The following is a 22,410-nucleotide window of genomic DNA, read 5'->3' on the forward strand; positions in this document are numbered from 1 at the left end:
CTAGGATCCACCCATGCCGCAGCTCGCCTTCGACATCGGTTTCTTCGCCGAACTGCCCAAGCTTCAGCCGCCGGTCAGGAAGGGCGTCCTGGACGCCTGGGAGAAGTTCGGCCGGCTCACCCTCGATCAGCTGTTCAAGGATCCGGGGCTGAAGCTGGAGAGCCTGACGAAGGCGAAGGACAAGCAGATCCGGACGATCCGCATCGACCAGTTCTGGCGCGGGGTGGTGCTGGCGCCGCCCACCGGGGACACCTTCGTCCTGCTGCGGGTGCTGCCGCACGACAAGGCCATCGACTGGGCGATGAAGCAGAAGTCCAGCATCAACGAGGTCACGCGGGCGGTCGAGATCCGGGACGCGGCGACCCTCGACGAGATCACGCCGGCGTACGAGCGGGTGGCGGAGTCCTCGTCGAAGCCCCGGCTGTTCGCGAAGTTCTCCGACGGGGACCTCGGCGCGCTCGGCATCGACGCCGAGACGCTGCGGCAGGCCCGTTCGCTGGTCGACCAGGAGCAGCTGGACGTCTTCGCGCCGCTGCTGCCGCAGGACCAGCGGGAGGTGCTGCAGTACCTCGCCGCCGGGTGCACGGTGGAGGAGGTCTGGCAGGACATCGTGGCGCCCGCCCTGCAGACGTCCACGGAGCCGGTGGACACGCGGGACTACGAGACGGCGATCCAGCACACGCGGGCGCGTATCGCGCTGGTGACGGCCCCCGAGGAGCTGCGGGACATCCTGGAGAAGCCCTTCGCGGCGTGGCGGGTCTTCCTGCACCCCTCCCAGCGGAAGACGGCGTACCGGGCGTCGTACTCCGGCCCCGCGCAGGTCACGGGCGGTCCGGGCACCGGCAAGACCGTCGTCGCGCTGCACCGGGTCAGGCATCTGCTCAGGCATCTGCGGGACGGTGACCGCATCCTGCTGACGACGTACACGAACGCGCTCGTCAACGCGCTGCGTTCCGGACTGGAATCGCTGGTCGACGACCCGGAACTGCGCGAGCGCGTGGACATCTCGACGGTCGACGGCTTCGCCGGCCGGATCGTCGCGGAGGCTCCCGGCGCGGTGGCGCTGCGGCCGCTGATGAGCAACGAGGAGGTCAGCCGCTGGGGCAAGGCCGCCAAGGCGACGGGCTTCACGGGCAGCGCGCAGTTCCTCGCGCAGGAGTACCGGCATGTGATTCTGGCCCAGGGCATCACCGGCCCGGCCGAGTACGGGGCGGCGGACCGGCGGGGGCGCGGCAGCCGGCTGACCGCGGCCGAACGGCCGCTGGTGTGGGAGACGGTGGAGCGGTTCACGGCCGGTCTGGCGGCGGACGGCTGCCGCACCTGGCTGCAGACGTGCGTGGAGGCGGCGCGGCTGCTGGAGGTCCAGGGACCGCCGTACCGGCATGTGGTGGTGGACGAGGCGCAGGATCTGCATCCGGCGCAGTGGCGGCTGCTGCGCGCGGCCGTTCCGGCCCGCCCGGACGACCTGTTCATCGCGGGCGACCCGCACCAGCGCATCTACGACTCGAAGGTGTCGCTGAAGTCGCTCGGCATCAAGGTGACGGGGCGGTCGGTGAAGCTGCGGAAGAACTACCGCAGCACGCAGGAGATCCTGCGCTGGTCCACGGCGCTGCTGGTCGGCCGGCCGGTCGACCGGCTCGAGGACGAGGGCCTGGGCGAGACACTGCTCGGATACCGCTCCGCCCTGCACGGTGACGGGCCGGATGTGCGGGGAGCGGCGAGCGAAGAGGCCGAACTGGACGCGCTCGTCGACCGGGTGCGGGCGTGGCTGGACGCGGGGGTCGGCGCCGGGGAGATCGGGGTGAGCGCCCGGTTCAACAAGACGTGCGCGAAGGCGGTGGCGCACCTGAAGGACGCCGGGATTCCCGCGGTGACGCTGCGCTCCGCCGACGCCGGCACCGGGGACCCGGCGGCCGTACGGGTCGGCACCATGCACTCGTTCAAGGGCCTGGAGTTCCGCTGCGTCGCGGTCATCGGCGTCGACGAGGAGACCCTGCCGTTCCCGAAGGCCGTCACGCCGCCCGAGATCGACCCCAAGCAGCACGAGACGGACCTGATGTCCGAACGCTGCCTGCTGTTCGTGGCCTGCACACGCGCCCGGGACAACCTCGCCGTGTCCTGGTGGGGCAAACCGAGCACCTTCCTGACCGAGGCAGGCGCCACCACCGTCTGACGCACCGGCTCCGGAGTCGAATTGCCTGACGGACATGTCCTCCCGGGGAGGTGCGCGACCTCGCTGCCGCGGATCAGGAATCCGAACGGACGTGACGCCGTCCTGAACCTGAGCGTCAGCTTCGCGGACGCGAACGGCTTCGTGCTGATGACAGCCGGCGGTCAGATATCGGTCCCCGCGAAGGACACATGGACCTATCGGGTGCCGGCCAAATCGCCGCACTTGGACAAGATCGCGCAATGCGATGTCGACCCGGTGGCGAAGGCCGCCTGGGCGACGTGACGGACGGCTGGACCTGGCAGCGGTCCAGCCGCTCGTCATACGGGTCGTGTTCAGGAGAGCGTCACCGCGCCTGCGGGTCCCCCGCCCCGCATTCGGGAACCCCCTCCAGCCAGGCCGCCCCCTGGATGTAGATGTTGGTCACCCAGGCCTTGTAGTCCGGGAGGTAGGACCACACGTCGTTGGTGTAGCCGTCGGAGGTGACCTCCTCCGCGTGCTTCTGGCACTGGACGCGGATGGTGGTGGAGTACGGGAAGGCGTAGACGCGGGCGGCGGACAGGGCGGGGGCCGCCTTCGTCCAGACGTCGGTGCCCCAGGTCCGGTGGATGTGGCCGGTGACCTGGCCCGTGTTGACGCGGACGGCGCCGAAGTAGTCGCCGTTCAGACGGACGTCGCTGACCATCAGACGGGTGCCGGACTCCTTGGCCTCGACCATCTTGCCCGCGCCCAGGTAGATGGCGATGTGGTGCAGGTCCCGCGAGGTGCCCCAGGCGAGCAGGTCGCCGGGGACCAGCGGGGCCAGGCCCTGGGCCGCGGTGAAGCGGGCGGCGGCGCGGTGTGTGTAGTACTGCTGGCTGGCGACGCCGTTGATGATGTCGGCGCCCGCCGCCTCCGCGTAGGCGTAGCGGACCAGGCCCGAGCAGTCGAAGCCGCGCCGTTCGGGGTCGTGTTCGCTGTCCGGGTCGGTCGGGTCGATCTGGCCGTACGTCGCCCCCGGCTGGGGCCCGTGCCCGCCGCCCCACGTGTACCAGGTGCCGGCGGCGACCTCGGCGCAGGCGGCGGCGATGGCGCGTTCGGCGGCCGCGGAGGCGCCGGGTGCGAGGGCGCCGCAGGTGGCGGCCTGTCGGGCGGGTGCCGCGGTGGCGGACACCGGCGTCCAGAGGAGGAAGGCGAACAGTGCGATGAGTGTGCTGATGAGACTGGTCCGGCGGACCATGCCAGGACCCCCGTTTCCTGTGGCTGGTGAGTGGTCGTTCGGTCGTTCACGAGCCTGCTGGTCACGCCGGCCGTCTGTCGAGGAGCCGGGTGTCGCCTCCCTGCGAAGGGCAACGGGAAACACCCGGGAAACCCCCGCCGAGCAGGCGTCCAGCCGTCATCCCCGGTCTTCGCAGAACGCCCCGTCGGCCGGCGGGACGTCGGGCAGGAGCTTGGCGCGCGCGTCCGCGTCGAGGCTCGAGCGCAGCCGGCAGATCCGGTCGAGGCGGGCGGCGGGGTCGAGGTCCCACAGCCGTACGGTGCCGTCCGTGCCGGCGCTCGCCACCGTGCCCCCGTCGGGGCTGAAGGTGACGCTCCAGACGGCGTCGGTGTGGCCCGTGAGCGTCGCCCACGGGCGCCGTCCGGCGACGTCCCACAGGCGTACCGTACGGTCGTTGCCGCTGCTGGCGAGCGTACGGCCGTCGGGGGTGAACGCTATGCCGCGCGTGGCGCCGGTGTGGCCGGTGAGGACGGCTTCCGGGCGGCGGGCGCGGACGTTCCACAGCCGTACGGTGCCGTCGTTGCCGCTGCTGGCCAGGGTCCGTCCGTCCCGGGTGAAGGTCACGCCGCGTACCGCGCCGGTGTGGCCCTTCAGCAGGCCTGCCTGACGGTGCGAGGCGACGTCCCACAGTCGTACGGTCAGATCGTCGGAGGCGCTCGCGAGGATCCGGCCGTCGGGGCTGAAGGCGACCGCGTTCGCGTAGTCCCGGTGTCCGGTGAGCTTCGCGAGCGGGGCGCGCTCGGCCACGTCCCACAGGCGTACCGTACGGTCGGCGCCGGCCGAGGCGAGGGTGCGGCCGTCGGGGGCGAAGTCGAGGGCGTAGACCTGCCCCTTGTGGCCGGTCAGGGTGGCGAGCGGTCCGCGCGCGGCCACGTCCCACAGCCGGATCCGGCCGTCGGAGTCCGCCGACGCCAGGATCCGCCCGTCGGGGGCGAACGCCACGGAGAAGACCGCCTCCTTGTGGCCCCGCAGCGTCGCCAGGAGCCGGCGCCCGCTCACCTCCCACAGCCGGACGGTGTGATCGGCGTCGGCGGTGGCCAGGAGTTTCCCGTCGGGGCTGTAACGGGCCTGCCAGACCGCGGTGAACGGATGGGCCGTCAGCACCGGGCCGCCGAGGTTCCACAGGACCACGGAACGGTCGAAGCCGGCCGTGGCGAGCAGGGTGCCGTCGGCGGTCACCGCCACCCCCATCACATAGTCGGTGTGGCCGGCGAGGACGGCGGTCTGTCGGCCGCTGCGGACGTCCCACAGCCTGGTCGTGCCGTCGCCGACCGCGCCGACGACCGTATCGCCGTCGTGCGTGTACGCCACGGCGTTGATGTCGTCGCTGCTGCCGGGCAGTGTCGCGGCGAGCCGTCCGGCGCGTACGTCCCACAGCCGTACGGTCCGGTCGACACCGCCGGAGGCGACCTCCCGGCCGTCCGGGGAGAACGCCACGCCCAGCACCTCGTCGGTGTGGCCCTCGAGCACGTCGCTCTGCCGGCCCCGGCCGGTGTCCCACAGGCGGACGGTCCGGTCGGCGCCGGCGGAGACCAGGGTCCGGCCGTCGGGGGCGTGGTCCAGGGCGTTGACCGCTCCCGCGTGCCCCTCCAGGGTGGCGGTGACGCGGGGCGTGTCCGCCGTGTCCCACACCTCGATCGGGCCGTCGACGGTGGCGACGGCGAGCCGGTGTCCGCGCGGGGCGAAGGAGAGCGCCCTGGCGGCCTCGGTGCCGGGGCCCAGGACGGCCTTGCGGCGGTGTCCGGAGACGTCCCAGAGGCTCACGGGGCCGTGCGCCGACGTCGCCGCGAGCGTACGGCCGTCGGGGCTGAAGGCGATCGCGCGGACCGGCCCGGACACGGTGAACGTGGCCGTCCTGCGGTGGTCCGACACCCGTCGCACCGTCACCGTCCCGTCCGTGCTGCCGGTCGCCAGCAGCCGGTCGCCGGGCGCGAACGCCACCGCGTTGACCGGTCCGCGGTGTCCGCTCAGCCGGGCCAGGAAGGGCTGGGACTGCGTGCTCAGCAGGGCGCCGCGCGCCTCGGCGGTGGCGTGCGCCCGGTAGGCCTCCCCGGCCAGCAGCATGGACGCCTCCGGGCGGCCCCCGGCGAGCGACGCCGACCGGACGGCGAGGGCCTGGGAGCGGGCGACGCGTTCCTGGTCGAGGGCGCTCTCGCGCTGCTGATAGGCGAGTCCCCCGGCGGTCAGGGCGAGCCCGAGCAGGACGACGAGGGTGGCGAGCATCGTCTGCCGCAGCCGCACCTGGCGTCCGGCCTGCCGCTCGTACCGCTTCTGTTCGGCGACGCTCGCGTCGAGGAACGCCTCCTCGCCGGGGCCGAGCCGGTGCCGGCCGTCCAGTTCGTCGGCCCACGCGCGTACGGTGCTCAGCCGGGTGCCCCGGTACAGCGCGGACGGGTCGCGTCCCTCGCGCTCCCATTCGACGGCGGCGTGCGTGAGCTGCTGGTGCAGGAGGAGTCCGGCCCGGTCGGCGTGGATCCAGTCCCGCAGGCGCGGCCAGGCCTGCAGCAGGGCCTCGTGGGTGATGACGACGGTGTCGCTGTCCATGGTGACGAGCCGGGCCCGTACGAAGGCGTCGAGCGCGGCGGACGCGCCGTCCGCGTCGGCGAACTGCTCCATCAGCGCGGCCCCGCTCATCCGGCGGCGGGTCGCGCCGCCGCCGTCGGCCACGTACACCAGACGGGAGAGCAGGCGGCGGATGGTCTTCTGTTCGGCGGGGTAGAGGCGGGCGAAGACGTTCTCCGCGGTGCGGGCGATCGCGCCCCGGATGCCGCCCGCCCGCTCGTATCCGGCGACGGTGAGCGCGGAGTCCTCGCGGTGCTGCCAGGTGGCGAGGAGGGCGTGGGAGACGAGCGGGAGGACGCCGGAGGGGGTGGCGTCGGCGCCGGCCCGCGAGGGCTCCCCGCCCCCGGTTCGCGGGGGCGGGAGCCGGAGCCGGTCTCCCGGCTCGTCGTGCGGTCCGGTGTCGCGCAGTCCCGCGTCGCGCAGCAGCAGGGGGACCAGGCCGGGCTGGAGCGTCAGTCCGGCCAGTTCGGCGGGACGGGTGATGGACTCCCGTAACTCCCCCACGGACATGGGCGGAAGCACGAACAGCCCGTCGGTGAGGACCGGGGCCAGCTCGGGCAGGTCCAGGCAGTCGCCGGTGAAGTCGGCGCGCACGCCGAGCACCACCACGGCGGGGCCGTGCACGCTCTCCTCCGGGCGGGGCGCGGCCAGCGCGCACAGCACCCGGACGAACGCGCGCCGCTCCGCGGCGTCCCGGCAGAGGGTGAACAGTTCCTCGAACTGGTCGACGATCAGCACCAGTCGGCAGGGCGGGGGCCTGCGTCCGCCGGACGGCACGGGCGGATCGCCGACGATCGCGCGTACGGCGTCCAGCACCGCGTCGGGACGCTCGCGCACCTGGGCGGCCGTCACGGCCAGGTCGCCGCCCGCCGTCTTCGCCGTGCGCTCCAGGAGTTCGTCCAGCGGGCGTGCGGTCGGCGTGAACGTCACCACCGGCCAGCAGTCGGCGCCCGGCATGGGGAAGTCCCCGCGCCGCAGGGCCGGTACCAGTCCGGCGTTGAGCAGGGACGACTTGCCCGCGCCCGAGGGGGCGACGAGCATCAGCGGGCCGCCGCCCACCCGTTCGAAGACCCGCTCCACCAGTGCGGCCGTCGCCCGCTCGCGGCCGAAGAACCAGTCCGCCTCCTGCGGGGTGAACGCCGACAGGCCGCGGTAAGGGCACACCTCACCGGGCCGGGGCTCGGCGGCGGCCGGCTCGGCCGGTTGCGGCCCGGCTCGTACGAGTGCGAGCAACTGCCCCTCGGCGCCGAGAACCCGGTCACAGATACGGGCGACGTCGGCGGTCGCCGGTTTCGTGCCGGTCTCGATCTTGCTGAGGTAGCCCTTGCTGTAGTGGGTCTGCCGTGCCAGGTCGGTCAGTGACAGGCCTCGCGCCTGTCTGAGTCGTCGTAATGCGGTGGGGAACGAGTGCGTGGTCCGCGCTTCCCGTTCCCGTCCGGTCCCGTGGTCCGGTTCATGCCCGTACTGCGGATCTCCCACGGAGTCCCCCATGCGGTGCGGCCGTGAGACGGTGGAAGCCCAGGTTACTGCGGGGGCGGTGAGGCCAGCCAAACCTTTCACCCGGTGTGGCGAAATCACGAACGTCCGGAACCCTGGGGAGGTTCCGGACGTTCGCGGTGTTCGTCGCCGGGCCGGTCAGGTCAGGTTGACCGAGCAGCCCCCGTTCACCCAGCGGTGCGACCTGATGTTGTCGTTCACGACGGGGCCGCTGCTGAAGAAGTTGTCGGAGAGGTTGTCGGCGTACAGCTCGCCCGGCTGGAGGCAGGCGTGGCCGCCCTGGTGGTCCGCCAGGAAGTAGAACGCGACGATCGACAGGTTGCCGGTGAAGCCGCGGTTCATGACGGACGAGGCACGGTCGTTGGCGGAGCCCCAGTTGCTGCTGCTGCCCGCCGTGGCGATCAGCTGGGTGCCGGAGCAGTCGAAGCCTTCCCAGGCGTAGACGTTGCCGTTGCGCGGGCCCCACTTGCTGTCGCAGCCGGGGCCGGCGACGGTGCTCTCGGCCGCCTGGGCGACGGTGGCGGGAGCGGCGAGGCCCAGGGCCGCGAGCCCGAGGACCGCTGCCGTGACGGTGAACTTGCGCATGCTGTTTCCCCTCGTTGATGTCACTGTCGGTGCTTGGTGCTTGGTGCTTGGTGTTCCGGTGGTGCGACGGTGCCGGTGTGCCGGCGCCGTGGAGCGGTGCGCTCCCGGGTGCGACGTGGTCAGTCGCGTTCCGGGACGATGCGCACCGCCCGGTCGTAGGCCTGGTGACCCAGGTCGCGGTAGGTGTCGATGTCCTCGCCGAACCGGTCGCGCAGGCGGTCCAGATAGTGCGTCTCCCGGGCCGTGGCCACGGCCCGCAGGGAGGTCTCACGGGCGCAGGCCGCGTCCGCGGCGGCGGTCCTCCGCTCGGCGGCGAACGCCTCGTCCGCGCGGGCCTCGCCCAGCCGGCTGGTGCGGACGCGCGCCGCGTCGCGGGCCGCCTGGGGGTCCTTGTAGTCCTGTCCGGCCCGCTTCATGCAGCTCGCCCACTTCCGGATCGCCGTCGTCAGCCGGCGGTCGTTCATGAGCTGCTCGCCGTAGAGGGCGTTGAGTCCCGTCACGGTCTTGCCCGTGCGGAACCAGAGCTCCGGGTCGCCGTAGAGGGTGCGTTCGGACTCCTCCGTGCAGCCGCCGAGGCGTTTGCGGACCTCGCCGTCGCCGACGGGCAGCGACGCCCGGAGCAACCTGGCGTCGTCGCCGCCGTCGAGCGCGGTGTCGAAGGCGGCGCGCCGGGTGGCGGAGAGGCCCTGCCGGTAGGTGCCGTTGGGGTTTCGTTCGTGGACCCGCAGGTTCTCGGCCTCGATGCGTCCCCCGTAGCCGTACGTACGGGCCCACTTCACGTCGTCCTGGACGAAGCGCACCGGGCGGCTCTCCTGGAGGGTGAGCCTGCGGTCCTCCCAGTAGGTGAAGCCGTGGCGCTCCATGCACTGCTTGATCAGGCGTTGTTGGGCGTCGGCGATGCGCAGTTCCTGCCGCCAGGTCAGGGCATCGGGACGCGCCTCCTGGTGTGCTGCCCGGCCGTCGTCGCCGTCCGAGCATCCCGTCGTGACGGCCGCCACGGCCGTCACGACCGCGCACATCGAGACGAGTGCTCGTCTCATCAACTCCACCCCCGTTGACTGCCGTTTGCGGACAAACCCAGATTTGCCCGGTTGCCGGCAGGGGTCGACGGGTTTCCTGTTGCCCGCCGGGGGGCCCTCGGGGAAACCGTGCGCGAGCTGGGGAAACGCGATGACGGAGGCAACACCATTGACACGTGCATTACATGGGCTTTACGTTCCGGCCATCTGAGAGCGCTCTCAGACTCTCCCCCCTGTCACAATTCGAGGTGGCACATGCCAACCCCCCGCACCAGACCGGCGGCCGTAGTGCTGCTGGCATCGGCCCTCGCCGCTTTCGGCCTGGGCCCCGCCGCCACACCGGCGGCCGCCGCCACCGTCCCGGTCGGCTCCGGGAGTTACTCCGACACCCGGCCCGCGGGTACGTCGGGCCCCACCACCAACACGGGAGCCCCGGTCACGCCCAAGGTGACCTCCGCCGCCCGCAACCGGCCGGTGCCCACCAACGACTGGTGGTCCTCCCTCGCCTTCCAGCGCTACGGCGACAACCCGTACTCCACCCCCATGTACGGGCACCCCCTCACCTACCAGGCCACGGCCGGCGGCCTCGACGTCGGCTATCCGACGACGCCCGCGATCGTCGGCGACGGCCGCCAGTACGAGTACGCCCACAAGCGCGACCTCACCATCGGGCTGTCCGGCCTCAACTCCCCCGACACCAAGGCCGACGACTGGTCCGACTGGACGGTCACCCCCTACTGGTCCGACGGCGCCCGCACCCTGCGGACGACCATCGGCCACGGCTCCCCGTTCGTGTACGCCAAGGGCTCCGGCGGCAACGCCCAGATCACCACCGCCGGTACGCCCGCCGTCTTCGCCGACCAGGGCAACGTCCTCGGCATCACCGTCGCCGGGCACCACTACGCCCTGTTCGCGCCGACCGGCAGCGACTGGAACGTCTCCGGTTCCACGGTCACCGCCGGGCTCGGTTCCAAGGACTACTTCTCCGTCGCCGTCCTGCCGTCCACCGGAGCGCTGGCGACGTTCAAGAAGTACGCCTACAGCTTCGTCACCGGGTCCAAGGTCACCTGGAACTACACCGGCGGCACCGTCGGCGCCACCTACACGCTCACCACCGAGGCGAAGGAGGGCACCGAGCGCGGCACGCTCCAGGCCCTGTACCGCCACCAGTGGCTGCACACCACCGACCCGCTCACCTCGTACACGTACGTCTCCCCGCGCGGCACCATGAAGGTCCGCGAGTCGGCCTCGTTCACCACCAGCCAGAAGGCGTCGGCGGTGCTGCCCGCGCTGCCCAGGTCGAACGGTGTGGACACCGCCCGGCTGCGCGGCTATCTCAACGAGGTCGTGAACGCCTCCGACCCGTTCTCCGGTGCCGCCGACACCTACTGGACCGGAAAGGCCCTCGGCCGCCTCGCCCAGCTCGTCCCCGTCGCCGACCAGATCGGCGAGACCGCCACCCGCGACCGGATGCTCGGCCTGCTCAAGGGCAGGCTCCAGGACTGGTTCACGGCCGGCGGCGCGAACGAGTTCAGCTACGACCAGGACTGGAAGACCCTCACCGGCTACCCCGCCTCCTACGGCAGTGACACCGAGCTGAACGACCACCACTTCCACTACGGCTACTACGTCTACGCGGCCGCGATCGTGGCCCAGTACGACCAGGGCTGGGCCGCCGACTCCGCCTGGGGCGGCATGGTCAAGACCCTCGTCCGGGACACCGCGAACCCGAGCCGCACCGACACCGCCTTCCCCTTCCTGCGGGGCTTCGACGTCTACGCGGGCCACAGCTGGGCCTCCGGCCACCAGGGCTTCGCCGCCGGCAACAACCAGGAGTCCTCCTCCGAGTCCACCAACCTCAGCGCCGCCCTGATCCTGTGGGGCTCCGCCACCGGCGACACCGCACTGCGTGACCTCGGCACCTTCCTGCTGACCACCGAGGCGGAGTCGATCGCCCAGTACTGGTTCGACGCCGACGAACAGGTCTTCCCGTCCTCCTTCGGCCATGACACGGCCGGCATGGTGTGGGGCAGCGGCGCCGCCTACTCCACCTGGTGGACCGCCAACCCCGAGGAGATCCACGGCATCAACGTCCTCCCGGTGACCGGCGGTTCGCTGCACCTCGGCGGCGAGAAGGCCGCGATCCGGCGCAACATCGCCGAGATGGAGCGGGAGAACGGCGGCCCCGCCGTCGAATGGCGCGACATCCTCTGGGAGTTCCAGTCCCTCGCCGACCCCGGCACGGCCAAGTCGAAGTGGGACGCGGGCAACGCCGGTTACACGCCCGAGCAGGGCGAGTCGAAGGCGCACACCTACCACTGGATCAACACCCTCGACTCCCTCGGCGCCCCGGACGCCGGCGTCACCGGTGACATCCCCTCGTCCGCCGTCTTCACCAAGGGCACGACCCGGACCTACGCGGCCCACAACTACGGTTCCACGGCCCGTACCGTGACCTTCTCCGACGGCAAGTCCCTCTCCGTACCGGCCCGTTCCACCGCGACCGGCACGGGTACCGGCTCGGAGGACCCCGACCCCGACCCGGATCCGGACCCGCCGACCGGCAACACCTTCCAGCTGCGCAGCGGCGGCACCCTGACCACGGCGTCGGGCGGCACGGACGGCAGCGACACCATCGCCTCCGCCGGCGGCACCAACCACGACGGCACCCCGTACCAGCCCCTCGTCTACGAGGTACGCGGCGTCAACGGCACCCTCACCCCCGGCGCGCAGACCGCGTTCCGGCTCCAGGTGGACGCGGGCACGTCGGTCGGGCTGGGCCAGCAGGCCCGGATCAGCTACGACCTCACCGGCGACGGCAGCTTCGACCGCACGGAGACGTACCACTACTTCGCGACCGACCCGGTCACCGGCTGGGAGGAGTACAGCCAGGCCCGCGGCCTGGCGGCGTCCACCGGCACCCCGGGCAACCTCAGCGGCGGCACCGTACGCCTCGAGGTGTGGAGCGCCATCGGCAACGGCACGTCGAAGCTGCGGACGGGGACGGACAAGTCCGTGCTGGTGATCCCGTACAGCTGAACCGGCGATGCCGACGCGGCGGGCACCGGTATGGCGCCGGTGCCCGCCGTACGTCACGCGGCGGTTCAGCCCGTCGTGAGCCGCAGGGACGTCGGGGGTTCGCCCTCGTAGTCGTCCTCGTCCTTCTGGAAGAGGCCGACGTAGGCGTTGACCAGGTCCGGGGCGTCGGGGAGCTGCCCGGTTCGGTCCTTGCCGGTGCGTGCGTCCAGCATCAGGGGGCCGTCCTCGGTCTCGGTGTAGACGATGCCGTGCCAGGCCGTGGAGATGTGAGGTGCGAAGCGGTCCTCCGTGGGGAGTTCCCAGAGCACCTTGCCGGAGGTCGCGTCCAGGGCGAACGAGGCGCGTTGGCCGTACTCCTGCTTGAAGCAGACGGCGGTGGACTCGCCGTCGTAGAGGCAGCGGTCCGGCACCGCGAAGTACTCGGGGGCGGCCACCTGCCGGCCGTCCGCCAGGTTCACGACCCTGCCGCCGTCGTCGTACGCCACGTCCACACCCTGCGTGACCAGGAGCCGGCGCGGTCCGATCGCGGTGACGTTCAGGTTCTGCTCGCGCTCGCCGAAGGTCCAGGCCCGCTTGCCGTCGCTCACGCGCAGGCCGTACAGGCGGTCTTCTCCCCAGGTGTCGCTCTCGGTGAGGGCGACGATTCCCTCGCCGACGGCGACGACGTCGTCCGCTGACGCGTCCGTCTTCCAGACTGTCTTGCGCGTACCGAGGTTGACCGCCTGGACGCCCGATCCGGCGTCGACGATCGCGATACCGTCGTCCGCGCCGATGACGGTCCCGTCGGCGGCCTTGGAGAATCCGGGTTCCACGTCGGCGATCTCGGAACTCCATAGCGTCTTGCGCGTACGGGCGTCCACCACGAGCATTTCGACCGCGTCCTGGTCGGTGAAGGTCCCGCTGCCGGGCGTGGAGACCGGCAGGAGCACCAGCGCGACCCGCCTGCCCTGTACGTCGGTGAGGACGGGGCGGCCGAAGAGCGGGGAGGTCTGGGGGTCCTGGCCCTTCGGGCGGACGACCGTGCTCTTCCCGGTGGTCAGGTCCACCGCGGTGAGGTCGTTGGACCCGGTGATCCACGCGGTGGTGCCGTCCAGTGCCGCCCGGCTCAGGTCTCCGGGGAAGTCGAACTCCTGCTCACCGAATTTCGTCACCGGGTCGTGCGCGCGCGGCCGGACCGTCGTGTCCGACGGCTTGGGCTGACTCGTAGGGCTGTTCCCGGCGCCCTTGTCGGCGCCCTCGTCCGCGCCCTTGTCGGCGGCTGCCGAACACCCCAGGAGCAGGGTGAGGCCCATGACCGCGCAGCCGACGATCCCGTTTCTCAGCGATGAGCGTCGCAATGTCTTTCCGATTCTCCGTGCGGGCAGCGGGCGGCACCCCGGAGCTTCGGTCCCCCCACTGGAAGTCACCGGGATGCCGCCGTCCCACTGTCCTCCGCGCCGTACCGGCCGGTCATCACCCGTCAGCGCAGAGAGCCTGCGCATTCAGCGCAGACCGGCCCGGACCTCGCTCGGCGAGACCCCGTACGCCCTGCGGAAGGCCCGGCTGAAGTCCGCGGGGCGCTCGAATCCCCAGCGCAGCGCGGTCTCGGCGATCGTGCGGTGACGCAGCCGGGGGTCGGTGAGATCGGCGTGACAGCGCTCCAGGCGGCGGCGCCGGATGGTGGCCGCGACCGACTCCGGCTCGCCCTGGAAGAGCTGGTGGAGGGTACGTACGGAGATGTGGTGACGGGCGGCGACGGCCGTCGGGTCCAGCGCCGGGTCGGGGAGGTGATGGTCGATGAAGACGTTGATCCGGGCGAGGAGCGCCGTTCTGCGGGTCTCGGCGGGCAGCGCGCCCGGGTCGCCGTACCGGGCCGCGAGCAGGGAGCCGGCCAGGTCCACGCCGATGGTGCCGAGCCGGGCGAGTTCGGCGGGGCCCGACGTGCGGGCGGCGGCCGGCAGGGAGGTCAGATACGGGCCCAGGAGTGCGCCGGAGCCGGAACTCCCGGGGAGCGGCTCGGCCAGCATGTGGTCGGCGCGACCGCCGGACAGGGGGAGGACGGTACGGGGAAGCCGCAGGAGGGTCAGCCGGTGCGGGCCGCCCCCGCCCAGGAAGTCGCAGGTCAGCGGGTACGAGGTGGAGAACAGCGCCATGCCGCCGGGGCCGAGGCAGGCGACGCCGCGCTGCTGCTCCAGCCGGACCGCGCCGTCCCGGACCAGCACCAGGAAGTGATCCTCGGGGTCCTGCCTGCGGATGTGGGACGGGGAGCGCCGGGCGGTCATGGGCGAGAAGTCGAAGGCGGCGACCTGGCCGTACGGGAGGCCGACCGACTCCACCCGGCCCCGGAAGCGGTGGGCGTGCGGGCTCCGGATGTCCACCGGCATGACGTCGTGGTCGACCATGTCGTGCCACCAGCCGAAGCGGTCCGGCACCCCGATGTCATCGGTGTCCACCGCCACCACCGGCCCCGCCGCGGCGGCGGCCGCTCCTGCCGTGCGTCCGAGACCTGACATACAACAAGTGTGCCCTGCACGCGAGTTGACCGGTATCGGGATGATACGGATCGGTGCCGCGCTCTTCCTGGCGGGTGCCGGTGGCCGCATGGTTGAGGCAGACCACCGCACCGGCGCGCACTCCACGTCCCGAAACGGAGCCGTCCCATGACCGAAGGCACACCCGAGAGACCGGACAGCACTCCCCCGCCGCTCCCGGCCGCGCCGCCCACATACACGGCTGTCCATCCCTACCCCATGGCCGTTCCGGCGGGCGGAAAGAGAGGGCGCACCCTGACGGTCGTAGTCGCCGTCGTCGTACTGCTCCTCGCCGCCGCCGGTGTCTCCTGGTGGGCGCTTGCCGGTGAAGAAGACCCCATCGACCATGTCGAGGTCTCCGGCGGCAAGCTCATCACCAGTGACGGTGACGCGTACGAGGACTGCGACGACACGGACGAGTACACGTACAACGACTGTGACGCCGACACCGACGAGACGTACGAGTTCGTCTACAAGATCACGAACAAGGGGGACGGGCCCGCCAACTACTCCGTCATCGTCAACGCCTTCGACGAGGACGGTGACTTCCTCGGCCAGACCTACATCGGGTCCGCCCACCTGGCCGCCGGCAAGACCGACGCGGACAAGAGCCAGTTCAGCGACTACAGCGAACTGGAGGACGAGCGCGAACTGTCCGACATCGCCTCCGTGAAGGTCGCCTACGTGGAGCGCGTGGCACTGGCCAACTGAGCGGGCGTGCCCGGGGCACGGTGGGTGTTCCTCGAACCCGGGCAGGTCCGTACGGACATGCTCGAGCTCGGGCAGGTCCGTACGGACAGCCCTGGCGGAGGGCACGCGCCCCGGCACCCCGACGGCCTGAAGGCCCCGGGTCACCGAGAGCACCATGCCGTCCGCGGCGAGGGCGAGCTCCGCCGCACCGAGGAGGCGCGGCCGGCCCGCCACCCGGTGCAGGTCCCGCGACTCCTGGTCGTGCTCCGCACCGGGGGTCCGGATGTCCGCGTCGCCGTCCCGGCTGCCGGGTTACGCCCCGTACTCCACGCGCATCGCAGAGAATGAGGTGTTTCACACAGAGCCCTGCCGCACGGAGACCCGATGCCTTCTCACGTGGACGACACCCGCAAGGTGCAGACGGCGGTCACCGGCCGCCCCGGGTCGGACTCGCCCGTCTTCCTTCCGTTCGACCACGACGACTTCGACCTGTTCATGCACGGGCGTACGCGTGAGGACTTCTACTGCGGCGTCCTCCTCGGCGGCTGCGGCAAGAAGCTCACGGCGAAGCGGTACCTCGACAAGAAGTGCCACTTCGCGCACCGTCCCCCCGTCCACTGCCGCCGTGCCCGGACCGGCGAGGACAGCGCGGACCACCTCTACATCGGTCAGGCGCTCCAGCGCTGGCTCCGTGCGCGGGGCCACCCGGACGCCGAGGTGACCTACCCGGACCTCGGGCCGGGTCCGGGTGGCGTGGTGGAGGTGCGGTTCGGGTCGGGGCGCCGGCTGATCCGCGTGCAGATGTCACGTCTGCCCCTCGCCGTGTGGCAGCGCACCCGCGCCGAGCTCTCCGACGGGAGCACCCGGGTCCACTGGGCCTACGGGCCGGACAGCGGGCTCGCGCACAACGAGGTGCGGGCCGAGGGCCACGCCCTGCGTTTCACCTGCCGGACCGAACGAGGCACCCGTCAGGTGTACGTCGGCACGCAGGACGCCGACCACAGCGTCGAGTCGACCACCCTCGAGCACTGTGCGCTGACGGACGACGGCATCGTCACGCCTCGACTCGCCGCCACGCTGCGAGCGGTCGCTCCGGAGCCCGCGCAGCCGTCACCCGCGTTCCCGCTCCTTCCCGGCAGCGTCGCCTTCACCGCGAGCGTCGCCCTGGAGGCGGACGCCGGCGACCCGGCGCACCGCCTCTACGAGGCGGATGTGCAGCCCACCGGATCGGGCATGCTCCGCATGCGGCTCGCTCTTCCCAGCGATGTCGAACCGCCCCTCCCCCACCGTCTCAACCTCGTCGAGGGTTCCGCGCGCCTCGGCGCCGCCGGGGACGGCTGGCTCATCCGTGCCCTCGGCTACTCGGCCCTCGCGAAGGGTACGGACCCGCGCTGGCCCGCCCTGCGCCCCTCCCCCGAACCACGAGAACCCGAAACCCTTCCCCCGCCGCGACCGGAAGCGCCGGCCCGGACGGCCTCCCTGCCCACCCTGACCTCCGAGGAACGCGCCCTGGTCGAGTCCTTCCGGAGCAGGCTCGCCAAAGTCGCGCGTTCACACGGCGTCATCAACTGGGAAACCCTCATCTCCTACGCCGGTCACGCACCCGCCGACTTCACCCCCGAGGACCGCGTGCGTCTGCTCGTGGCCGTGGGGCACACCCGGTCCAGTGGCGGGCCGGTACTCGCGTCGCTGGTCAAACTGGCCGGGCAGCGGCCCGGCTTGCCGCCGTTCTTCCGTGACGTGCTCACGGGCCTCGGTTGGGACCCCGGTCTCCCCGAGGCGAAGGTCGAGGACATCTGGTCCCAGCAGCAGAAAGCCGCGCATCGCGCCACCTGGCTCCCCACGGCGACGACCACGAAGGTCCCGCTGACGGTCGACGCGGAACTGGTCGGCCGGCTCCGTCAGCACCTTCAGCTCGTCGCCCGCGGACGCGGACTCATACGGTGGTCGAACCTGCTGAAGAAGGCGGGGGTGGCCGCCTCCACCGTGGCACCGCACGACGGTGTCCGTCTCCTGGTCGCCGTGGATTCCCCGTACGCATCCGACCGCCCCGTCCTCTCCTCGCTGATCCGAGCGGACAGCCAGCAAGGAGGGCCGGTGGCGCTCTTCGACAAGGTGCTCAGAGAGCTGGGCCGGCCCCCCTCCGCCGGCGTCCCCGGCGTCGCGGCGGCCTGGAAGGCGGAACGCGAGCGGGCCTACGCTCTCGTGTCACGGTCGGCACGGGGAGGCGGAACCCCGCAACGGCCGACCGAGGGCGGCGTCTTCTGGTCCAAGCGGGGTCTCGACCGCAAGGCCGTCATCGCCTCCGTACGCGCGGCACTGGTCTCCGCCGCCCGCCGTCGCGTCAAGGTCGGCTGGCACACCCTCGCGGCAGCGGCGGGACTCAGTCCGGACGAACTGTCCGACCGGACCCGGGCACTCATCCTCACGGAAGTCGACCGTCCGGCCGGCCCCGGCGGCGTACTGCTGTCGTCGCTGGTGATCTCCGCCGAGAACACCCCGGTGCCGTACTTCGCCGACATCCTCAAGGCCCTGGACCGGCCGCACACGGACCGCCCGATCGAACTCGGCCGCCTCCGGAAGCTGGAACAGGCCCGCGTCTTCGCGGCGTTCGAAACGTCGACGGAGGTCACGAACACCTGACGCGAGTCTCCGGACACGGCGATGCGGGGGGATCGGATGCAGCCGCAGGACATTCTCGAACAACGTTATGTGCTGACCGGGTTACTGGGGCAAGGCGGTTTCGGCAAGGTGTGGCGGGCCTTCGACACGCGGATCAGACGGGAGGTGGCGGTCAAGATCGGGCGTCCGCGGTCGGCCCAGGAGGCGCGACGCTTCGCCCTGGAAGCCGAACTGGTCGGCAACCTCAACCACCCCAGGATCGCGGCGCTCTACGACTACGGCGAGACCTGGTACAGGGGCGAACGGCTCATCTTCCTGGTGATGGAACTGGTCCCCGGCGACACCCTCGACCGTGTCATCCGCCGTGGCGTTCCACCGATCGCGTCGTCCCTGGCGTGGGCGCGGGACATCTGCGAGGCGCTGGGCGCCGCCCACGACCGGGGAGTGGTCCACCGGGACGTCAAACCGGCCAACGTGATCGTCACGGGCACGGGTACGGGACCGGCCAAAGTCCTCGACTTCGGCATCGCGAAGCACCAGGCACACGCCGGCATCACCGCAGAGGGGTACGTGATCGGCTCCTGGCCCTACATGGCACCGGAACGCTGGGGGAGCGGCACGCCGGTCGACGGACGCGCCGACCTGTACGCCCTGGGCTGTGTGCTGATGGAGCTGCTCACCGGACGACTCCCCTTCGAGGGACGGGAGTTGCACGAACTGCTCGCCCAGCATGCTGCGGGCACACCACCACGTCCCAGCTCACTGCGCCCCGGCCTGCCCAAGGCCGTCGACCGACTGATCCTGGATCTGCTCGCCAAGGAGCCCGCACGGCGACCGGCGAGCGCACGGCAGGTCGCCGACCGCCTGGCGGACATCATCGGGCAGGCCGGGAGCACCACCCGAACCCGTACGGCACCCGACCCCGGACCCCCGCACCCGCCCGTCGGCCACTCCCCCACCGTCCGCGAGGCCGACGCCGGCGCCGTGAACGGGCCGGCCCTCTCCGCGCGTGCCGCACTGGAGCACAGGCTCGCCCGGGTCCTGTCCCACCATGCCGCCGGTGACGGGGCGGAGTTCACCCGGCTGCTCCATCTGCTGATCGTCGACCTCACCGCCGAGTTGGGGGCGGATGATCCGCTGACCGTCGAGGCGGCCTACCAACGGGCGATGTACCTCTGGCAGACGGCTCACGACCAGGAGGGCCTGGAAAGCGTGCTGCCCCGGCTGATCCGGGTCCTGGGTCCCGGCCATCGCCGCACTATCGACGTCCGGGCGGTCCTGACCGGAAACGCGGCCGCACGCGGGCTCCTTGACGGCAGGGGCCGTATCCCGGAACTCCGGGAGATCATCGCGCAGGCCACGCGCATACTGGGCGCCACCGATCCCATCACACTGACTGCCCGGCTCGATCTCGTCGAGGCGCTGGACCGCGTCTACGACGCCCACGGCCGGCCGGTGCCCGGCAACGGACCCCGAGACGCCGTACGGGCGGAGCGCCGCCGCGCACTGCTGGAACCCCTTCTGCCCGATCTCGTGGAGGGCCTGGGCGCCGGCGACCCACGGGTCACCGGCACGCTGCTCCGCCTCGCCCTCGACACCTACCAGACCGAGGACTATGGCGCCGCCCTTCCCTTGTACGAACGCCTGCTGCCGACCAGCCCCGCGGCCTTGGGAAGAACCGACACACGCCTGCGCATCCAACACGCCCACTGCGTAGCCGAGTCGGGAGACCCGAAACGCGCCGTGTCCCTGCTGGACGCGCTGCTCACCACGCTCAGGAACAGACCCGGCCGCGACTACCAACAACAGGCGGCCACGGCCCTCAGCCTCCGCTCGACCCTCAAGAAGCGGCTCCGGCGAAGCGGACAGGGCAGCAGCCGCTCCCGATTCCGGTCGTGATCTCAGTGTGATGGATGTGATCAAGAAATCACACGAATCACACCACCGCCGCGCCGACCGCCTCACGGCAGGGGCATTTCCTGCTCGATCCACTTCGTGATCGACGGACGCGAGGGGCGCCAGCCAAGGTCGTGAGCCCGGGTGGCACGTACACGGCTGTTGGCGCCGAGGGCGTACCGGGAAAAGCCCTCCCCCCACGCGGCCGCGGCGGAACCCAGATCCCACGGCTCCACCGGCCCCAGACCCAGCCGACGGGCGATCGCCTCGCCGATATCGGCGAACGAGGCGTCCTCGCCGCCCTCCACGAAGTAGAAGCCCGTGGCCGCGGGGTCGGTGAGCGCCAGGTGATACAGGTCGGCCATGTCATCGAGGTGCACCGTCGACCAGCGGTTCAGGCCGCGTCCGACGACGCGGACGGTCCTGCCGGCCTGGGCCTGTGCGACCAGCGGCGGGATCAGCACGGTCTGCGGGCGCGGTCCCGTGCCGTTGCCGTAGATCAGTGAGTTGCACAGCACCACCGAACGCATCCCCGCCGCACCGGCATCGACGACGGAGCGGTCGATGGCGTACCGCTCCCGCCGGATCTCGTGGTCCCCCGGGCCGAAGGGCTTCGCGTCGTCGAAGACCACCTCGGATGCGTACCGGCCCTGGGCGTCGTCACCGATGACGCTGGTCCCGCTGGTGTGGATCAACACCTTGCCCGAACCCCGCATAGCGTCGACAAAGGCGGCCACAGCGCCGCGGTGGTCACTGTGGGCGGCATTGACGACCGCGTCGGCGCGGTCGGCCTCTCGCTCGAGCAGCGCCGTGTCGTCGAGGTCCCCGACGACCGGTTCGATGCCGGCGGCGGCGAGAGCATCGACCACGCCGGGCGTACGGGTCAAGCCGCGCACCGTGTGCCCCTCGCGGATCAGACGGCGGGCTACGGCTCCGCCGATATAGCCGCTGGCACCTGTGAGAAAGACGTCCATGACGACTCCTGGCGATATCGGGGTGGTTGGGATGTCAGCTGCGGAAGCGGCCTGCGGCACGCAGGGCTTCATCCAGCGGCAGGCGCTGCTGTCGGTCGCCGAACTCGCAGATGCGAGTGATGCGCCCCTCGTGGACCGTCACCTGGAGGCAACGTGAAATGCGCACCGGGGTGCCGTTCTCCAGTTCGCCCGAAGCGGTGGCGGCCAGAGCGAAGCCGTGGTGGTCGACGTGGAGGGACCAGATGCGGTCGGCGTGGTTTCTCATGAGGTCGGCGGTCGCACGGAGCATCCGCAGCATCGCACCCGCGAACTCCTTGCCGGGAAGTGACACGGTCTCGTGATCGAAGCTGTGCCAGACCTCCACGGTCTCGGCGAAGAGCAGACCGAACTCGGGGTCGACCTGCGTCAGGCCGTATGTTCCGGTGAACCGACTGGCGACTTGACGCACAGCGGCCAAGCGGGCGGACGACTCGGAGTCCTGCTCGTCGGGCCGGCCCGCAGCGGCTGCGGCCATGTCACTGCTGGTCATCGGTTGCCCTCTCGTACCTACCCCCATGCGGTCAGGGGCGCTCGAGAACCAGCGTCCGCGCCACCGTGCCAGTTCGCGAAGGCGCTTTGCTGCTATGGCAAAAATTGCCGCGCGCGGGGTGGAGCCGTCCACACGCGTGGGTCGTCGGCGGTGCGTACACCCCGAAGGCGCGATGTCCTTCGGGGCGCGTGGCAAGGGTTCGGGATCAGGCGTTGTAGCCCCCGTGGGCGTCCAGCACCGCGCCCGTGACGTACGACGCGGTGGGGCTCGCGAGGAAGGCGATCGCCGCGGCGATTTCGTCGGGGTGCCCCATGCGCTGCAGGGACAGCGAGCCGACAAGGACCTTGAGCGTCTCGGGGTCCGGCGGCTCCATGCCGCCCTCCATCAGTCCGGCCTCCACGACGTTGGCCGTGATGTTCCGGGGCCCGAGGTCGCGCGCGACGCCCATGGTGTACCTCTCGATCCCGGACTTGGTCGCCGCGTAGTCGGCGAGGCCGGGGGCGCCGACCCGGGAGCCCAGTCCGGAACTCACCGTGATGATGCGTCCGCCCGTCCGCAGCACTCGGGAGGCGGCCCGGATGACGGCGATCACGCCGAGGTAGTTGGTGGCGTGCATCCGGTCCAGTGCGGCGGTGTCGGCGTCCGGGTCGTCCACCGTGCCGGCCACGGAGATCGCCGCGTTGTTGACGAGAATGTCCAGGCCGCCGAAGTGCGCGACCACGTCGTCGATCAGCGCCGGCGCCCGGCTGGTGTCCGCCTGGTCGGACCGGAAGGCGAAGGCCTTGGCTCCCTTGCCGTGCACCTCGTCGACGACGGCCTGCGCCTGCTTCGCGGAGCTGACGTAGGTGAAGGCGACGTCGGCGCCCTGCTCGGCCAGCAGCCGTACGGTCGCGGCTCCCAGTCCGCGCGACCCCCCGGTGACCAGGGCGACCTTGCCCGTGAGTGGCTTGCTCATTCTTCTCACCTCGTTGATTGGCCCTTCCCCCGACAGTCGCAACGTTAGTTGTTACGACGGATGGTCGCAACCTTTTCTGTTACGACTACACCGTCGTAACATGA

The 22,410-nt window shown here is 71.5% G+C and carries 15 protein-coding genes; 6 read left to right on the forward strand and 9 right to left on the reverse strand.

What is annotated here, in order from left to right; translation table 11 throughout:
• Positions 1-13 precede the first annotated feature (13 nt).
• Both IF28_RS0114920 and IF28_RS0114925 read left to right on the forward strand, forming a co-directional pair.
• A complete protein-coding gene (locus IF28_RS0114920; protein ID WP_030219359.1) occupies positions 14-2,173 on the forward strand; it encodes a DEAD/DEAH box helicase in 2,160 nt (719 codons plus the stop codon).
• A gap of 21 nt (positions 2,174-2,194) precedes the next feature.
• The gene (locus IF28_RS0114925; RefSeq protein WP_030219362.1) at positions 2,195-2,455 is read left to right on the forward strand and encodes a hypothetical protein; all 261 of its coding nucleotides are present in this window, start codon (positions 2,195-2,197) and stop codon (positions 2,453-2,455) included.
• 61 nt (positions 2,456-2,516) lie between these two features.
• On the opposite strand, the gene IF28_RS0114930 is transcribed toward IF28_RS0114925, so the two are convergent.
• The 4 genes from IF28_RS0114930 to IF28_RS0114945 all read right to left on the reverse strand — a co-directional run bounded on the left by IF28_RS0114930 (position 2,517) and on the right by IF28_RS0114945 (position 9,112).
• Entirely contained in the window at positions 2,517-3,389 is an 873-nt protein-coding gene (locus tag IF28_RS0114930; protein ID WP_030219365.1) for an NlpC/P60 family protein, read from the reverse strand.
• Between the two features lie 156 nt (positions 3,390-3,545).
• The gene (locus tag IF28_RS0114935) at positions 3,546-7,469 is read right to left on the reverse strand and encodes a helix-turn-helix domain-containing protein (protein ID WP_030219368.1); all 3,924 of its coding nucleotides are present in this window, start codon (positions 7,467-7,469) and stop codon (positions 3,546-3,548) included.
• Between the two features lie 156 nt (positions 7,470-7,625).
• The gene (locus IF28_RS0114940; RefSeq protein WP_030219371.1) at positions 7,626-8,072 is read right to left on the reverse strand and encodes a peptidase inhibitor family I36 protein; all 447 of its coding nucleotides are present in this window, start codon (positions 8,070-8,072) and stop codon (positions 7,626-7,628) included.
• 119 nt (positions 8,073-8,191) lie between these two features.
• On the reverse strand, positions 8,192-9,112 hold the full coding sequence (locus IF28_RS0114945; protein WP_030219372.1) for a hypothetical protein: 921 nt from the start codon (positions 9,110-9,112) through the stop codon (positions 8,192-8,194).
• A gap of 234 nt (positions 9,113-9,346) precedes the next feature.
• Here IF28_RS0114945 and IF28_RS0114950 point away from each other — a divergent pair, with 234 nt between their 5' ends.
• The gene (locus IF28_RS0114950; protein WP_030219374.1) at positions 9,347-12,130 is read left to right on the forward strand and encodes a glycosyl hydrolase; all 2,784 of its coding nucleotides are present in this window, start codon (positions 9,347-9,349) and stop codon (positions 12,128-12,130) included.
• Between the two features lie 65 nt (positions 12,131-12,195).
• On the opposite strand, the gene IF28_RS0114955 is transcribed toward IF28_RS0114950, so the two are convergent.
• Together IF28_RS0114955 and IF28_RS0114960 are read right to left on the reverse strand one after the other, a co-directional pair.
• Positions 12,196-13,467 carry a PQQ-binding-like beta-propeller repeat protein gene (locus IF28_RS0114955; RefSeq protein ID WP_234325176.1) on the reverse strand — a complete coding sequence of 424 codons (1,272 nt, stop codon included), beginning with the start codon at positions 13,465-13,467 and terminating at the stop codon, positions 12,196-12,198.
• A 144-nt stretch (positions 13,468-13,611) separates the two neighbouring features.
• A complete protein-coding gene (locus IF28_RS0114960) occupies positions 13,612-14,622 on the reverse strand; it encodes a helix-turn-helix domain-containing protein (RefSeq protein ID WP_030219377.1) in 1,011 nt (336 codons plus the stop codon).
• Between the two features lie 237 nt (positions 14,623-14,859).
• Between IF28_RS0114960 and IF28_RS37070 the strand changes: the two genes are divergently transcribed.
• The 3 genes from IF28_RS37070 to IF28_RS37080 all read left to right on the forward strand — a co-directional run bounded on the left by IF28_RS37070 (position 14,860) and on the right by IF28_RS37080 (position 19,851).
• Complete coding sequence (locus IF28_RS37070) at positions 14,860-15,351, forward strand: hypothetical protein (RefSeq protein ID WP_158713680.1); 492 nt, start codon at positions 14,860-14,862, stop codon at positions 15,349-15,351.
• A 363-nt stretch (positions 15,352-15,714) separates the two neighbouring features.
• A complete protein-coding gene (locus IF28_RS37075) occupies positions 15,715-17,973 on the forward strand; it encodes a competence protein CoiA family protein (protein WP_106982050.1) in 2,259 nt (752 codons plus the stop codon).
• A 36-nt stretch (positions 17,974-18,009) separates the two neighbouring features.
• The gene (locus IF28_RS37080; RefSeq protein ID WP_051713753.1) at positions 18,010-19,851 is read left to right on the forward strand and encodes a serine/threonine-protein kinase; all 1,842 of its coding nucleotides are present in this window, start codon (positions 18,010-18,012) and stop codon (positions 19,849-19,851) included.
• Positions 19,852-19,913: 62 nt separating this feature from the next.
• Here the strand turns inward: IF28_RS37080 and IF28_RS0114985 are convergent, their stop codons facing one another.
• From IF28_RS0114985 to IF28_RS0114995, 3 genes are all read right to left on the reverse strand, one after another.
• Entirely contained in the window at positions 19,914-20,822 is a 909-nt protein-coding gene (locus tag IF28_RS0114985) for an NAD-dependent epimerase/dehydratase family protein (protein ID WP_030219390.1), read from the reverse strand.
• Between the two features lie 34 nt (positions 20,823-20,856).
• Entirely contained in the window at positions 20,857-21,351 is a 495-nt protein-coding gene (locus IF28_RS0114990; RefSeq protein ID WP_158713681.1) for a hypothetical protein, read from the reverse strand.
• 205 nt (positions 21,352-21,556) lie between these two features.
• Positions 21,557-22,306 carry an SDR family NAD(P)-dependent oxidoreductase gene (locus IF28_RS0114995; RefSeq protein ID WP_030219396.1) on the reverse strand — a complete coding sequence of 250 codons (750 nt, stop codon included), beginning with the start codon at positions 22,304-22,306 and terminating at the stop codon, positions 21,557-21,559.
• Positions 22,307-22,410 lie beyond the last annotated feature (104 nt).

It is taken from the genome of Streptomyces sp. NRRL WC-3626 (assembly GCF_000718785.1).
Lineage (GTDB): Bacteria > Actinomycetota > Actinomycetes > Streptomycetales > Streptomycetaceae > Streptomyces > Streptomyces edwardsiae.